This window comes from Leeia speluncae, from assembly GCF_020564625.1.
Lineage (GTDB): Bacteria > Pseudomonadota > Gammaproteobacteria > Burkholderiales > Leeiaceae > Leeia > Leeia speluncae.
Window position 1 is genome coordinate 86,312 of record NZ_JAJBZT010000004.1, and the last position, 15,512, is coordinate 101,823.

Sequence of the window (15,512 nt, forward strand, 5' to 3'; positions counted from 1 at the left end):
ATCGCTTATCCGTGATGGTGATGACCGCTTCCGCAGCCACATCCGCCAGCAGAAGCGGCTTGTTCATCGCCTAAGTCTTCTTCTGTATGGGTAACGTTGGCACCGTTGATATTTAATTTAGCCAATAGTGCTTGGTCACGCGCTACATCTGGGTTGCCAGTAGTTAGTAGTTTATCGCCGTAAAAAATGGAGTTTGCCCCGGCCATAAAGCAAAGTGCTTGCATGGCTTCTGGCATTTGCTGACGTCCCGCAGATAAGCGAACGTAGCTTTTTGGCAAAAGAATACGGGCAACAGCGATGGTACGAACAAATTCGGTCCAATCAATTGGATCGGTGCCTTCTAGCGGTGTGCCTTCTACTTGTACCAAGTTATTAATAGGTACAGATTCTGGTTGTGGCTCTAGGTTAGCTAGTTGCGCTAATAAACCGGCGCGATCTTCTCGTTCTTCGCCTAACCCCACAATACCGCCGCAGCACACGTTAATGCCTGCTTCTCGTACCTTGTTTAAGGTGTCAAGACGATCCTCATAATCACGGCTTGTAATAATGTCGCCGTACTTGTCTGGCGCGGTATCTAGGTTGTGGTTGTAGTAATCCAAACCAGCATCTTTAAGTTGTGACGCTTGGCCCTGTTTTAACATGCCTAGCGTTGCACAGGTTTCTAATCCCATTGCTTTGACTGCTTTAACCATCTCAATCACAGAAGCCAAATCGTCTTCGCTAGGACCTCTCCATGCCGCGCCCATACAGAAACGTCCTGCACCAGCTGCTTTCGCTGCTTTTGCCGCTTCTAGTACTGTGTTCAATGGCATGATTGGTTCGTTTTCCACGCCAGTATCATGCATAGAGGATTGTGGGCAGTAACTACAATCTTCACTACAGCCACCCGTTTTAATAGATAGCAGTGTGGATAGTTGAACATGGTTTGGATCGAAGTTAGCACGATGTACCGTTTGTGCTTGGTACAGCAGATCATTGAAAGGAAGTGCAAATAAGCCTTCTACTTCTGCCACACTAACGCGAGAAATTTCTGGATGAGGTGTGCTACGAACCGAAGTGTGGAACTGCATCACGCTGCTAGATGGGGTTTCAGTGCTCACGGAATGGATACTCCATCAAAAATAGTTATAATACGCAAATGACATATTTGTTCGTGTCGAACAATAATTTCCGATCAGACTAACGGTGTATGTTTATGTTGTCAATTTTGAATGGGTAATATTTTTAACAATTGTATAAAATTTGCACAATTCATGCCGCTTATGAATTGCCGATGTTGTGGCGTGCCTACATGGCTGTCAATTTGCACACATTGTCGTGATGCACTCCCTCGGCTTGGAATGGCCTGTCGATACTGTGCATGTGAACTTCCTGTGGCCGGTGTTTGCGGTGGATGCCTGCAAAAAGTGTCTCTGTTAGACTCGGTAACCGCTACCTACCGGTTTAGTGACTCCATCAGAGGGTTAATTCATCAGTATAAGTACGATGGCAAAAGTTTTGATGCCAAACTCCTAGTTAACCTGATGATCGATCGATTGCCTGACATCCCCCTTGCGAACTTGATCTTTCTGCCTATCCCATTGCATGAGAAAAAGCTGCGTGAGCGTGGCTATAACCAATCTGCGCTGTTGGCAAAGCAGTTGTCGAAGCGAAGTGGGGCGCGTTATCAAGAAGGTTGGATTGTTAAAACGGAGTCCACGCCGTCTCAGCAAGGTTTAGATCGACGGGCAAGGTTAAAAAATCTGGCAGAAGCATTTTTCCTTCCATCCCCGGATGACATTCGGCATCAACACATTATGTTAATAGATGATGTGATGACAACAGGTGCCACATTAGAAACCGTAGCAAAACTACTTAAAAGAGCAGGGGCGGCTTCTGTACATGGGTGGGTGATCGCAAAGGCGTTATAACCTGATACTCCTGCGATGATCTGACTTAGCGCTTTCCCCAGCCCTTGTAACTGGCAATATTCTGCTTGGTAATCAACGTTGGGGGAATCAGGATAATTCGTTTAGAAGGTGCTTTTCCCTTGATTAGCTGAAGTCCTGCTTCGACTGCCAGTTTTGCCATCATTTGTGGCGATTGTGTTGCGGAACCTTCAATCATCGAGGTCGGGTCTTTTAAGCGTTCTTCAATGGTAGGGGCACCATCGACACTATAAATCGGGATACGCTTTTTGCCCATTTGTTTGATCACCATTTCTGCGCCTATCGCTGTCGGGTCATTAATAGTGAATAGGCCATCTAAGTCTGGGTAGTTGGCAAGTAGCTCCGTCATCTTGGCGACACCACCTTCTTTACTGCCTCCGCCATTTTTATCCTTCGATACCACTTTGATATGAGGGAAGTGTGCAATTGCCTGAAGGCAGCCGGTGGTTCTTTCGATAATAGAAGACACAGGCGGGCCATTTAAAATGGCCATGCTGCCTCTGCCTTTCATTTTCTTGGCGAGTGCTTCACAAGCCATCTTTCCCGCCATGATGTTGTCGGTTGTAATCGTAATGTCTGCGCCTGTAGCGTTTACATCCACCGCAATTACTTTAATGCCCTTATCTTTTGCTTTGTCTACGGCGGGCTCAATCGCGACAGGATCTGCGGCATTCAGAATAATTAGTTGGACGGGTTGGCTAGTGAACTCTTCGATTTGGCGAATTTGGCGCTGTAGGTCATACGCGCTAGAAACGACTGCAACGCGCATTTGCTTTCCGCCAACCCGCTTCGCAGCGAGTTCTACTTGTTCTGCCAATGTAATAAAGAATGGGTTGCCGAGATCAGAAAGGGAGACGCCAATTTGTATTGGAGACTCTGCAAACGCAGGGGGGAGCAAAAGGAATGCGCCTAAAAATAGCGAAAAACGTTTCTTCATGCCGTGCAGTGCCTCTCTCTTTTTTTCATCGCCATGTATTTAACTGGTCATTTTTCTATAGATAGAAGGATAACGCCAAAACGAAAGCTTGCGTTTTTTATTGATCGGAATTTAGTTTTACAACAAAAAAAGTTTTTTTATATTGTAATTTGCCTACATTTGGTCTAAAGTTATCGTCAAACCCACCAAGAAGTGAATGATCTTTTCGATTGGCATTGGCCACTGTAAAGATCATGGATGTTTCAACACGACATCTATACTGAAACAGGCGCATGAGCGCAAAAAATAACACCAGCGAGTGGAGACGGTTATGACAATCAGAGTTGCTATTAACGGATATGGCCGCATTGGCCGCAATGTTTTACGTGCTTTCTACGAAGGCGGTAAGAAACAAGATATTCAAATCGTTGCTATTAATGATCTAGGCAACGCTAATACAAATGCTCACTTAACTCAGTACGATACAACGCATGCCACTTTCCCAGGTACCGTATCGGTAGATGGTGAATACTTGGTGGTAAATGGTGATCGTATTCGTGTAACCGCAGTACGTAACCCAGCAGAATTACCTTGGAAAGAGTTGGACATCGATGTAGTAATGGAATGTACCGGTCTTTTCACTAGCAAAGAAAAAGCAGGTCTACACCTACAAGCTGGCGCTAAGAAAGTCATCATCTCTGCCCCTGGTGGTAAAGATGTGGATGCGACCATCGTTTACGGTGTAAACCACAACGTATTAAAAGCAACAGATACCGTTATTTCTAATGCGTCATGTACAACTAACTGTTTAGCGCCATTGGTTAAGCCATTGCATGAAAAATTAGGCGTGGTAAATGGTTTGATGACAACCGTGCATGCATTTACTAACGACCAAGTGCTGACAGATGTATATCACGAAGACTTGCGTCGTGCGCGCTCTGCGGTTTCTTCTATGATTCCAACCAAAACTGGTGCAGCTGCAGCCGTTGGTTTGGTATTGCCAGAACTAAATGGCAAATTAGATGGTTTCGCGATCCGCGTTCCAACAATCAACGTTTCATTGGTTGATTTAACTTTTGTTGCTGCACGCGATACGACCGTTGAAGAAGTAAACAGCATTCTAAAAGCGGCCGCAGATGGCGAGCTAAAAGGTATTTTGGCCTACAACACCGCACCACTAGTGTCTGTAGACTTTAACCATAATTCACACTCTAGTATTTTTGACTCTACGCTGACAAAAGTTTCTGAAGGCAAACTAGTTAAAATTTCTAGCTGGTATGACAACGAGTGGGGCTTCTCTAACCGCATGTTGGATACTACCGTTGCACTAATGAAAGCTGCTGGCTAAACCAGCCGTTCCTAGGTGTAGTTCTACACCATGAAACGTAGCACAACCGTGTTCACGAGTGGGGGGCGCAGGATGGTTTGTACTTCTGGGGGGAGGTACTTCTGTCTTGTGCCCTTCCTTTTTTCTGTGATTAGGTATTTTGCACCGCAAAATGCATTTGTCACACGGCTGCGCTATAACCAAACCAGAACATCTAGATTGATCCCTATTATTCAATTCGGAAAAGCCAATTCCTTTGGAGGCACGCGTTCAGCGTGATATCACCTATGTTAAGAAATACAAAAATTGTTGCAACACTAGGCCCAGCAAGTTCTACCGAAGAAGTTTTGTCCAAGATGATCTTGGCCGGTGTAAATGTTGTACGTATCAATTTTTCTCATGGCAAAGCAGAAGATCATATTGAACGTGTTCGTCTTGTCCGCGATATTGCCGCTCGTTTAGGCAAAGACGTTGGCGTCATGGCCGACTTACAAGGCCCTAAAATCCGTATTGGCACGTTTGCGAATGGCAAAATCCAGTTAGCCTCTGGTAGCAAATTCATTTTAGATGCGAACGCCACCGAAGGTGATGAAACCCGCGTTGGCCTAGATTACAAAGAACTAGTTAGCGATGTGAAAGCTGGCGATACACTATTACTGGATGATGGTCGTATCGAAATGAAAGTGGATGATGTCTTTGGCAGTGAAATCCACTGTTTTGTCGTGCATGGCGGCATCCTAAGTAATAAAAAAGGGATTAACAAATTGGGTGGCGGATTGTCTGCCCCTGCGCTAACCGCAAAAGACATGGACGATATCAAAACAGCCGTGTCATTCGAGGCGGATTTTGTTGCGGTGTCATTCCCTAAAAATGGTGCAGATATGTACATGGCAAGAGAGCTAATGCGTGCGGCAGGTGGACATGCATTAATGATTGCTAAAGTAGAACGTACTGAAGCCTTATATCAAAATCTAGAAGAGTTATTGGCTGCAAGTGATGGCGTGATGGTGGCGCGTGGTGATCTGGCTGTGGAAATTGGTGATGCTGCAGTGCCTGCTGCGCAAAAACGCCTGATTCGCATGGCACGCGAAATGAACAAGCTTTCTATCACTGCAACACAGATGATGGAGTCAATGATTCAAAGCCCTGTGCCAACGCGCGCAGAAGTATCTGACGTAGCGAATGCGGTATTGGATGGAACAGATGCAGTGATGTTGTCTGCAGAAACTGCATCTGGACAATTCCCGGTTGAAACAGTGGAAACCATGGCTCGTATTTGTATCGAGGCAGAAAAATCTTCTGAAATTACGCTAGATAAAGAATTCTTAGATCGTACCTTTACCCGCATCGATCAATCAATCGCGATGGCTGCACTATTTACCGCGCATCATTTAAAGGTCAAAGCGATCGCCGCATTAACCGAGTCTGGTTCTACCGCGTTGTGGATGAGTCGTTTAAATGCCGGTGTGCCAATCTATGCATTAACACCAAAAGAAAGTACACGCCGCCGTTTAGCGCTTTACCGTGATGTGAATACAATTTTGATGGAAACACAAGGCCATGACCGTGATTCTGTGTTGGCGCTAGCAGAGCAAAAGCTATTAGAAGCAGGTGTGGTAGAAATTGGCGATACAATCGTGTTAACGAATGGCGAGCCAATCGGCAAGCCTGGTGGCACTAACACATTAAAAATTGTGAAGGTTGGCTATTCTGAACCAAAAGCTTCAGAAGCAAAAAAGCCTGCACCGCGTAAAAAGCCAGCTGCTTAATTCAATCAAGGTAAGTGACATGTCGACGATTGCATTAATTGCACATGATAGAAAAAAAGATGACATGGTTGCCTTGGCTACTCGTTTCTCTTCCCAATTGGCCAAACACCAATTGGTGGGGACGGGGACAACAAGTGCTCGCATTCATGCCGCAACAGGCTTAAATGTCACCGCTTATATGTCTGGCCCCTTAGGAGGGGATCAGCAAATTGGTGGGTTGGTTGCGGAAGGTCGCGTCCATATGGTGATCTTCTTGCGTGATCCAATGACACCGCAGCCCCATGAACCAGATATCACTGCCTTAATGCGCGTGTGCGATGTTCACAATGTCCCGCTTGCAACCAACTTAGCTGCAGCAGAAATTTTGTTGGACCAGATTTAGCCTTAGCATTATCTAAAATAATATGAATGGCGAAATAGCAATTTAAACCGCTATTTCGCCATTTGTGTTTGTGCTTGATATGCATCAATTCCACATATACCCATTTCTTTTACAGTTCATTTCCTAAAATACATTCCAAATTTCTCATCTATTCCAAGCAAATTTCATAAATTTCTACTATCCTTTGGATGAGTACTGGAGCAAGGTAAAGTGAGATGAAAAAGCATCAGAAGAATGCCGCCGAGGATTTGCTAGATATCGTTCATCTCAATGAAGGTATTAAGCAAGTGGTAGTCATCGCTTTTCACATCAACTTGATGGCGTTAAATGCCATCTTGCTTGCCAATAGAGCGGGGAAAATTGCACTTGGCTTTGGCGTCATTTCAAAAGAACTACGCGTACTCGCTGTAGAGTTAACGCAATTAATGCATGCGTTAAAAGCGGAGGCGCATGACTCGGTCAACTGCATTACAGTACTTCTTAGACAAGAGCGCAGACGCTTGCTGTTAACGGCTGCTCAATCTCAAGTGACCAATCACACATCTGCACTTGCCGGTGTGATTGAAAGCCATGCTGCGTATCGTGATGAGCAGGTTGTTCGGATCAAACATCTACGCAATGAATTACTTGGTAAATTAATGGATGCAAGACGCATCTGCCAGTTTGGAATTGCCATTTCAAGATCCGCAAAAATTGAAGCCGCTTATGGTGGTTCGTTTAGCCAGCAGCTAAAAGAAGTGTCTACCGACTTTGATCAAAATATTCATGCCATCCTGCCCGCACTGGATGTCTTATGTAACACCCTAGAGGATAATCAATGAAGCAGGCAAAGACGATCTTCCAACAAGGAAACCACTCGTGGACAATTATTGCCCGCGATCCTAGTAAGTTTGGTTACATCATTGATACCAATGAATACTTAATCACCTCTGGAAACGATACGCTACTCACAGACCCAGGCGGCAGTGAGATTTTCCCTGCGGTGTTCTCTGCTATTTGCACTGTAATCGACCCTCTCGGTATCAAGGCGCTATTCGCCTCTCACCAAGATCCAGACATTATTTCATCACTAGGCTTGTGGCTAGACTTTAATCCGAAGTTGCGTTGTTATACCAGCCGCTTATGGACTGGATTTATTCCTCACTTTGGTGGTGATGATAAAACGTTAATTGGTATTCCTGATGAGGGCATGACCTTATCGCTTGGCGAGTTAAGTGTCGAAGTTGTTCCCGCGCACTACCTACACTCATCAGGCAATATGCAGTTATATGATCCAGTGGCAAAAATTTTATTCTCTGGAGATGTTGGTGCGGCATTGATGCCTGATGATCAAAATGAAATGTATGTAAGCAATTTTGATCGCCATATTGAGTTTGCAAGAGGATTTCATCAACGCTGGATGGGGTCTGCAGAAGCGAAGCTAGACTGGTGTGAGCGAGTTGCTGCATTAGATATCGATATGATGTGCCCACAGCATGGCGCCATTTACCAAGGGGCCGATGTGATGCGTTTTATCAATTGGTTTGCAGAGTTGCCAATAGGCTTGCAGACGTTTAAAAAGAAATAAGCAGTTATCCAGTTTTCAATAACAAAAAACCGGCGAGCGCCGGTTTTTTGTTATTCACGAATCCAAACAGAGCGAATATTTGTGAACTCTCTTAAGCCAAACCGAGAAAGCTCGCGCCCATAACCAGATGCTTTCACTCCACCAAAAGGTAGGCGGTTGTTAGATCTTAATTGGCCGTTCACATAGCCCATCCCAGAATCTACTTGGCTGATAAATCGCTCCGCTCTTTCTATGTCTTTACTCCAAACCACAGCGCCTAAGCCGTAGCGAGTATCGTTAGCAATTCGGAGTGCATCTGCTTCATCATTGGCGCGCAAGATCGTGGCCACTGGGCCGAACAACTCCTCAAAATAGGCGGATGCATTGGTTGGGACATGATCTAGCACCACTGGCGCATAGTAGTAGCCAGCATCTGGAATAGTTGCAGAGGTAGACACTTGCTCTGCTCCTGTGGCGATACTTGCGGCTACTTGTCGATTCAGCTTGTCTCTCAAGTCTTTTCTTGCCATGGGACCGACGTTTGTCGCTTCTGCAAATGGGTCCCCCACCTGCATAGCATTAATCTTTTGCGTTAACAAGCTAACAAACTCATCGGCAATTTCTGGCACAACAATCATTCGCTTTGCTGCTGTACAGGCTTGTCCTGCATTGATAAACCTTGCTGCAATCGCTTGGTCCACTGCAGGGCTAATATCTGCATCGGCCAATACAATCCAAGGGTCAGAACCACCTAGCTCTAAGACAGATTTCTTTAAATATTGGCCTGCTGTGGCGGCAACTAATCTACCCACTGTTTCAGAGCCTGTAAAAGAAATTGCTCTAACAGACGGGTGAGCAATGATCCGGTCTACATCATCGTTTTCTGCAAAAATATTCCGGAAAACGCCTTCTGGCAAACCAGACTCGACAAATACCTCTTCGATTGCCTGCGCGCACTGCGGGACATTGGCCGCATGCTTTAGCAAACAGGCATTGCCTGCCAGTAATGCAGGGACAGCAAAACGAAACACCTGCCAAAATGGGTAGTTCCAAGGCATGACGCCTAGCACAGTACCTAGTGGTGGGTAGCAAACATAGCCTCTGCCATGTGGTAGTTCGACCGGCTCATTGCCTAACATGCTGCCGGCTTCTGCAGCATAAAAGCGGGCAAGATCAGCGCACTTGTCAACTTCTGCTAGCGACTCACTCCAGCGCTTACCCATTTCTACGCTCATTAACCTTGCGTATTTTTCTTTATGTTCAGATAGGTGTTTGGCAACACTCAGCAGGGCGTCACATCGCGATGCTAAGGTAAAACTAGCCCATTGTTTTTGAACCGATGCGGTTTTTTCAATGAGCAAAGGAATGGCTGCGGATGGAATCGTTTCAAATCTCGCCAATAATTCTTCTGTTGCCGGGTTCCGGCTTTCATATGGCATTGTGTTATCCTTACAACTTATTCTTGGTTTTACTGTCTACCTAATAGCAAGGGCGGTATTGCCTGCTACGCATTTGACAATCCAACCCAATCTGCAAAAAGACGTTCGCTTATGAAATCTGCTGTCTATTCTACTCGTATTCCTTTATTCGGGGCGCTACTGCTTGCTGCCAATTTGTCCATAGCAGGTGTTCCGGAGGATTTGGCGCAGGCAAAAGCCGCATTTCGCGCAAAAGATGTGAATAAACTCACTCAATTGTCCGCTAAGTTAGATGGAACGATATTTGCGGCCTACCCAAGATACTGGCTGTTGTCGATTAATATGGACAACAATACAGATGAACAGATTTTGTCATTTCAAAAGCAGTTTTCAGATACGCCATTAGCTGAACGTTTAAAAAGTGATTGGCTGAGCTATCTAGGCCGTCGACAACAATGGCAAAAGTTGCTAACAAACTATAACGGTTTTGGAACAGAAACCTTAGACCTAACCTGCTATCGGACGCAAGCTAGGTTACAAACCGAAGGTCGAATTGATACTGCAGAGGTGAAAAGTATTTGGTTGTCTGGCGATGATCAACCAAATAGCTGCCTAGATTTATTTTCAACCCTGCAGCAAAAAAATGTATCAATCGTCAATGACCCATGGCTAAGAATGAGAATGGCGTTACGGAGTGGGCGTGTCAGTAAATCGGACAACTTAGATGCTGCAAGAGAAGCGAATCGCTTTTTGCCTGCCAATGAGCAATTAAACATTACGCAACTAACGCAGATTTACCAATCACCCCAAAAGTGGCTAGATAAATTAGACGCGCTACCAAGTAATGTCGCAGCAAAAGAAACCACTTTTTTTGCCCTTAACCGCTTGGCAATGAATGATCCCGATGCCGCGGCGAGCAAGTGGAAGCAAATTCAAATAGGTGCTTCGCAAGATGATATTCGTTATGGTTGGAGCGTCGTTGCTTATTGGGCGGCCTACAAACTTTCTCCGATGGCGGACGATTGGTTTAAGCTGACGAATAATCAGCAATTGTCAGATGATCAGTTGGCTTGGAAGGCAAGGGCGGCGATGCGATCCAAGGATTGGGAGATGTTGCTATCTACAATCAATGCAATGCCTGCAAAACAAGCATCAGACCCATCTTGGCGCTATTGGAAAGCGAGAGCTTTTGCCCAATTGGGTAAGTTGGACGAGTCACGAGACTTGTATGCTGTGCTATCTAAAGAATATAACTTCTATGGTTTGTTAGCAGCAGAAGAACTTGGTCAAGCAAATCTAGACCTGAAAGATCAATATAAACCAACTGAAAATGACATTAAGCAAGTGTCTCAGCTGCCGGCCATTCAACGCGGTTTGCAACTGTATCAAATGGATTGGAAGACAGAGGCTAACAGAGAGTGGCTGTTAGTCATGCGAACCATGGATGATAAACAGTTAATTGCCGCAGCAGAATTGGCTAAACGCAATAACTGGTATGACCGTGCAATTAATACGGCGGAAAGAACGCGTTCATTACATAACTTCACTTTGCGTTTCTTAAGCCCGTATCGCGAAGTGATGAAAAGCCAAACTAAACAAGTGGGGTTAGATGAATCTTGGGTGTTTGGACTCATTCGCCAAGAAAGCCGATTTGCCTCTGTTGCGAAGTCTGTTGTCGGAGCGGCTGGTTTAATGCAATTAATGCCAACGACCGCTACATGGATTGCCAAACGAATTGGCTTTGAAAGTTACAATCCAAAAGCGATTCATGACATTGAGACGAATGTGTTGCTAGGGACTAGTTACTTGAAATATGTATTAGATAGTCTAGGCCATCCAGTACTAGCGACTGCCGCATACAATGCTGGTCCCGGCCGCGCACGCGCTTGGTTAGGTTTAACGCCGTTGGAAGGGACAATCTATACCGAGAATATCCCATTTGATGAAACACGGGATTATGTGAAGAAGGTGATGTCAAATGCCGTCTACTACGCGGCTGTATTGGGCGACCCATACGTGAGCTTGAAGCGCCGTATGGGGGTTATGCCTGCGAAGCAATAAAGCCGTTACTGATCGGGCGGCTAAGCCGGTTTAGCTGCCCGATGTTTATCTCTGATCGTAAACGCTAAGCAGCCCATAATAAATAGCGCAATCGCAGCGCTAATCATTACAGCATCTAACGAAACCAGCTTGGCAATTCGGCCAAATACAATCGGGCCAATCAAGCTGCCAACAAAGCCCATGCTCACCACCTTTGCCACTGCATTGCCTCCTTTTTTACCCACATAAGAGTAAATAAGTGGGAAGCAAGCAGAGTGGCCTAGGCCAATTAGCACGAGCCCAAATAGTAGTGCGTTGGGTTGATGAATAATGACTGATGCAATCAACACCGCCGCACCCATCCACGCGCCAAACCTAACAACGGTTGCCGCCCCAAATCTTTCTGCCACATGGTCACCTAAAAAACGACCACTCATCATTGCGAGCGAGAAAATTGCAAAGCCTAGTGAGGCTTCACTTTCAGACGCGCCTAGTATTTTGTTTAAATAAAGAATACTCCAGCCTGTAATCGCCCCTTCCGTAATCGAGGCAAATGCAGTGAGCACGCCAACGGGTAACACGGTTTTCCACCCGCCGCGTTCTCGTACTTTCTTCTGATTTGGTGAAAAATCACCGACCAGTCGGCTGCCTACTAAAATGTAGACAAACCACATCACAAAAGCGAGCACGCCAAAATGCCAACCGAGCGGCACATTAAACTTGGCTGATAAACTACTTAACGCAGCCGTAATGAAACTACCGACATAGAAGACCGCATGTAGCTGACCCATTTGCCTTCTGCCAGAGTTCGACTCCAGCAAGGCGCCTTGTGCATTAATCGCAATACCAACGGCACTATTTAACATACCTGCGAAGAAGAGGGCGGTATACAGTACCGTCACATTTGGACTATAGGCCAACAAAATTAACCATAACGCTTGTAGTCCACCGAATCGGCGGCACATTCGCTTACTTCCCCATTTACCCAGAAAGTATCTGCAAACTGGATACGCAAGCACAGATCCTAATCCAACTAGAAACAGCACCCATCCCCAGTCCGCCGCATCAAGATCATATTGTTTTTGCAAGGCAGGTTGCCTTGAATACAAGGTATTTACCAGTAAGCCGTAGCTAATAAAGTAAATCGTTAGAGAAATAAACGATTGGCGATGTGAACGATTGTCAGACATAGATGAATGCCATCAAAGCAAAGTGAAATAAGTGACCGAAAAAGGACAAGCCATCATACTGAAATGTAGTAAAGAACACATCAGTATGCACGAGGAATTTTTATCAAAAATACCTCAAGTTTTTATCGGTTTTGTCGGGACAGCAGAAATACCTATGCCGCAGAAAATGGCAATAATTCCTGCTAGGTGAAACCAATGAAATGTTTCATTCAGAAATAAAATGGAAAGCAACGGTACAAATACCGGCATCAGATGAATAAACTGCCCCGCTTTTGCTGCTCCTAACTTGCTCACCCCTTGGTTATAAAACAAATAGGCAAGTACAGAAGGAAAAATACCGAAGTAGGCAAAACTCATGAACGTTGTAGGGCTAGCCTGTATAAGTCGTTGCTGTTGAATTTCTAACGCATAAGGAATACTTAATACAATTAAGCCAATGTAAATGGTAATGAGCAGCAATGCAAAGCGATTAATTGTTGGCGGAAGTTGCTTCAAAGTAAGTGTGTAAATCGACCAACACACTGCGGCGACAATCACCCACGCATCTCCATGGTTCATTTGCACATTTGATAAGGTGGTTATGCTGCCTTTTGAGACAATGGTGCAAACGCCTAGTAATGAAATACAAATGCCTAAGATGGCAAATCGGCTGAGTGAGTGGCGATAAAAAATAGCCCCTAGCACCATAATTAATACAGGGATGAATGCGTTCAATAACCCTGCATTTGTCGCGGTTGTGCTTTGAAGTCCAATATAAACCAAGGTGTTATAGCCACTCACCCCGGTTAGGCTCAAAATACATACCTTCAAAGGATGTTCTTTTAAAGCTGCCCAACTATTGCGTAACGCTTGATGAAAGAGAACGGTCAGCACACAACCCGCAATCAGCCATCGCCAAAAAGATAGCGCAAAAGGGGGGATGGCATGCGTCATCGCCCTAGCTAATACAAAGTTGCCCGACCAAAAAATGGTGGTCAATATTAAGAGTACGTAGGCTTTCGTCGCCGAGGTTTGTTCTTGCACGACTATTGACGCTTTGCCATGTTCGGACGTTTACCCACCGTAATCTGAAATTGTTGGGTTTGATTGTTGCGAATTAATTTTAGCGGTACTTTTGCACCTGGCTGCAAAGATGCAATCACGTCTAGCATGCTGTAAGAGTCTTTTAGCGGCTTGTTATCAATTTCTGTTAATAAGTCACCTGCTCTCACTCCGGCCTTGTCAGCAGGACCATTTCTAACGACGCCGGCAATCAGCGCGCCTTCATTTGTAGACAAATTAAATGAGGTAGCTAACTCTTGGCTTAAATCTTGTACTTCTACGCCAATCCAACCGCGAGTAACGCTACCATCGCGGATGATCTGTTCCATAACATCTTTAACGGTGGACGCAGGAATCGCAAATCCAATTCCTTGAGACCCACCACTTTGTGAATAAATGGCACTATTAATCCCAATCAGGTTGCCTTGGCTATCCACTAGCGCACCGCCAGAGTTACCGGGGTTAATTGCTGCATCTGTCTGAATGAAGTTTTCGAAGGTATTGATACCCAAGTGACTGCGCCCAAGTGCAGAGATAATACCCATGGTGACGGTTTGGCCAAAACCAAAAGGTTGGCCAATAGCCAGCACGACATCCCCCACTTTTGCACGGTTACCAGAGGCAAAGTTAATGGCGGGTAGGTTTTGAACATTGACTTTCAGCACGGCGAGGTCTGTGTCTGGGTCTGCACCCTTTACGGTTGCCGTTACTTTTCTGCCGTCGGCTAGTGCGACACTAATTTCGTCTGCTGCTTCAATGACATGATTGTTGGTCACAATATAACCATCAGAACTGACAATTACACCAGAGCCTAAACTAGAGGCATCTTCTTCTTCATTTTCGCCATCATTACCAAAAAAACGGCGCAAAACTGGGTCTTCCAAGAAAGCGTGATTAGACCTACGAACTTGTTTGCTAGTAAAGATATTCACCACAGAAGGAATAGCATGCTGCACCGCCTCGCTGTATGATCCTTCTAGAGAGAATCCTTTACGATTGGCAGCCAGACTAGCAGGGGATTCTTGGATCATTACTACCGGAGTGTTTCGTTTGCCCGCCTGAAAAGGTAGGCCCCATTCAGGACGAAACATACCCACCAATAACCAAACGGCAAGCGCTGCGGTAATCGTTTGCGCAAAGGTCAACCAAAGTTTTTTCATGGGAGTCACAGATAGAAATGGTGCAGATAAATAAGCTAATAGATTATAGCGCACAATTCCTGAATGTAGGGGCATTCCGTGACTATTGTCCAAATGGTTTACAAGTCGAAGGACGAAAAGAAATCCAGAAAGTAATAGCAGGGGTTTCTGCTAGTAAAGCGCTAATTGAAGAGGCAATTAAACAGGACGCAGATTTAATTTTGGTACATCACGGTTATTTCTGGAAAAACGAAGAGGCCGTGATTACAGGAATGAAAAGAGAGCGAATTAGATTGTTATTGGCACATAACATCAATTTGGTCGCTTACCACCTGCCTTTAGATGCACATCCTGACGTAGGTAATAATGCCATGCTGGCAAAGCAACTAGGTTTTACTACACAGTACACCTGTGCAGAGCAAAACATCATGCATGTAGGTGCGTGTGAGTTGCAGCGATTAGACGTATTGGGTAATCGCATCGAACTCGCATTGGCCAGAAAACCACTGGTGATTGGCAACCCAAATCAAAACATCAGCAAGGTAGCGTGGTGTACTGGCGGTGCGCAAGGGTATTTTTCAGAGGCGATAAAGCAAGGCGTTGATGCGTTTGTAACGGGAGAAATTTCTGAACAGATGGTTGATATGGCGCATGAATCTGGTGTTGCCTTTATCTCCGCAGGTCACTATGCCACTGAAAAGTATGGCGTAGCCGCTTTGGCAAAGCACTGGGAAGCCCAATTTAATTTATCCATTAATCTCTTTTATACCGATAATCCTGTGTGAATTGACGCTGTTTCTAACAAACACGACAGAA

Annotated in this window: 14 protein-coding genes; 8 read left to right on the forward strand and 6 right to left on the reverse strand. The window is 45.3% G+C overall.

Going from position 1 to position 15,512, the window contains the following annotated elements:
* Positions 1-5: 5 nt before the first annotated feature.
* Positions 6-1,070 (reverse strand): biotin synthase BioB, encoded by a 1,065-nt coding sequence (gene bioB / locus LIN78_RS08270; RefSeq protein WP_264474570.1) that lies wholly within the window; start codon positions 1,068-1,070, stop codon positions 6-8.
* A gap of 336 nt (positions 1,071-1,406) precedes the next feature.
* On the opposite strand from bioB, the gene LIN78_RS08275 reads away from it, so the two are divergent.
* Positions 1,407-1,910 (forward strand): ComF family protein, encoded by a 504-nt coding sequence (locus LIN78_RS08275; protein ID WP_227180324.1) that lies wholly within the window; start codon positions 1,407-1,409, stop codon positions 1,908-1,910.
* Positions 1,911-1,935: 25 nt separating this feature from the next.
* On the opposite strand, the gene LIN78_RS08280 is transcribed toward LIN78_RS08275, so the two are convergent.
* A complete protein-coding gene (locus LIN78_RS08280; RefSeq protein ID WP_227180325.1) occupies positions 1,936-2,865 on the reverse strand; it encodes an ABC transporter substrate-binding protein in 930 nt (309 codons plus the stop codon).
* 310 nt (positions 2,866-3,175) lie between these two features.
* Here LIN78_RS08280 and gap point away from each other — a divergent pair, with 310 nt between their 5' ends.
* From gap to LIN78_RS08305, 5 genes are all read left to right on the forward strand, one after another.
* Entirely contained in the window at positions 3,176-4,192 is a 1,017-nt protein-coding gene (gap, locus tag LIN78_RS08285; protein WP_227180326.1) for a type I glyceraldehyde-3-phosphate dehydrogenase, read from the forward strand.
* A gap of 266 nt (positions 4,193-4,458) precedes the next feature.
* Positions 4,459-5,940, forward strand: a complete 1,482-nt coding sequence (gene pyk / locus LIN78_RS08290; RefSeq protein ID WP_227180327.1) for a pyruvate kinase — start codon at positions 4,459-4,461, stop codon at positions 5,938-5,940.
* A 19-nt stretch (positions 5,941-5,959) separates the two neighbouring features.
* Entirely contained in the window at positions 5,960-6,322 is a 363-nt protein-coding gene (locus LIN78_RS08295; RefSeq protein WP_227180328.1) for a methylglyoxal synthase, read from the forward strand.
* A gap of 215 nt (positions 6,323-6,537) precedes the next feature.
* Positions 6,538-7,143, forward strand: a complete 606-nt coding sequence (locus LIN78_RS08300; protein ID WP_227180329.1) for a hypothetical protein — start codon at positions 6,538-6,540, stop codon at positions 7,141-7,143.
* Positions 7,140-7,889: an oxygen-binding di-iron domain-containing protein gene (locus LIN78_RS08305; protein WP_227180330.1), complete on the forward strand. Its 750-nt coding sequence runs from the start codon at positions 7,140-7,142 to the stop codon at positions 7,887-7,889. Before LIN78_RS08300 ends, LIN78_RS08305 begins: the two co-directional genes overlap by 4 nt.
* A 50-nt stretch (positions 7,890-7,939) precedes the next feature.
* On the opposite strand, the gene LIN78_RS08310 is transcribed toward LIN78_RS08305, so the two are convergent.
* The gene (locus LIN78_RS08310; RefSeq protein WP_227180331.1) at positions 7,940-9,307 is read right to left on the reverse strand and encodes an NAD-dependent succinate-semialdehyde dehydrogenase; all 1,368 of its coding nucleotides are present in this window, start codon (positions 9,305-9,307) and stop codon (positions 7,940-7,942) included.
* 111 nt (positions 9,308-9,418) lie between these two features.
* Here LIN78_RS08310 and LIN78_RS08315 point away from each other — a divergent pair, with 111 nt between their 5' ends.
* Positions 9,419-11,347 (forward strand): lytic transglycosylase domain-containing protein, encoded by a 1,929-nt coding sequence (locus tag LIN78_RS08315; RefSeq protein WP_227180332.1) that lies wholly within the window; start codon positions 9,419-9,421, stop codon positions 11,345-11,347.
* Positions 11,348-11,367: 20 nt separating this feature from the next.
* On the opposite strand, the gene LIN78_RS08320 is transcribed toward LIN78_RS08315, so the two are convergent.
* From LIN78_RS08320 to LIN78_RS08330, 3 genes are all read right to left on the reverse strand, one after another.
* Complete coding sequence (locus LIN78_RS08320) at positions 11,368-12,516, reverse strand: MFS transporter (protein ID WP_227180333.1); 1,149 nt, start codon at positions 12,514-12,516, stop codon at positions 11,368-11,370.
* 114 nt (positions 12,517-12,630) lie between these two features.
* On the reverse strand, positions 12,631-13,539 hold the full coding sequence (locus LIN78_RS08325; protein WP_227180334.1) for a DMT family transporter: 909 nt from the start codon (positions 13,537-13,539) through the stop codon (positions 12,631-12,633).
* Positions 13,540-13,541: 2 nt separating this feature from the next.
* Positions 13,542-14,717: a S1C family serine protease gene (locus LIN78_RS08330; protein ID WP_227180335.1), complete on the reverse strand. Its 1,176-nt coding sequence runs from the start codon at positions 14,715-14,717 to the stop codon at positions 13,542-13,544.
* 17 nt (positions 14,718-14,734) lie between these two features.
* Between LIN78_RS08330 and LIN78_RS08335 the strand changes: the two genes are divergently transcribed.
* Positions 14,735-15,481: a Nif3-like dinuclear metal center hexameric protein gene (locus LIN78_RS08335; RefSeq protein ID WP_264474560.1), complete on the forward strand. Its 747-nt coding sequence runs from the start codon at positions 14,735-14,737 to the stop codon at positions 15,479-15,481.
* The last annotated feature ends 31 nt before the right edge of the window (positions 15,482-15,512 follow it).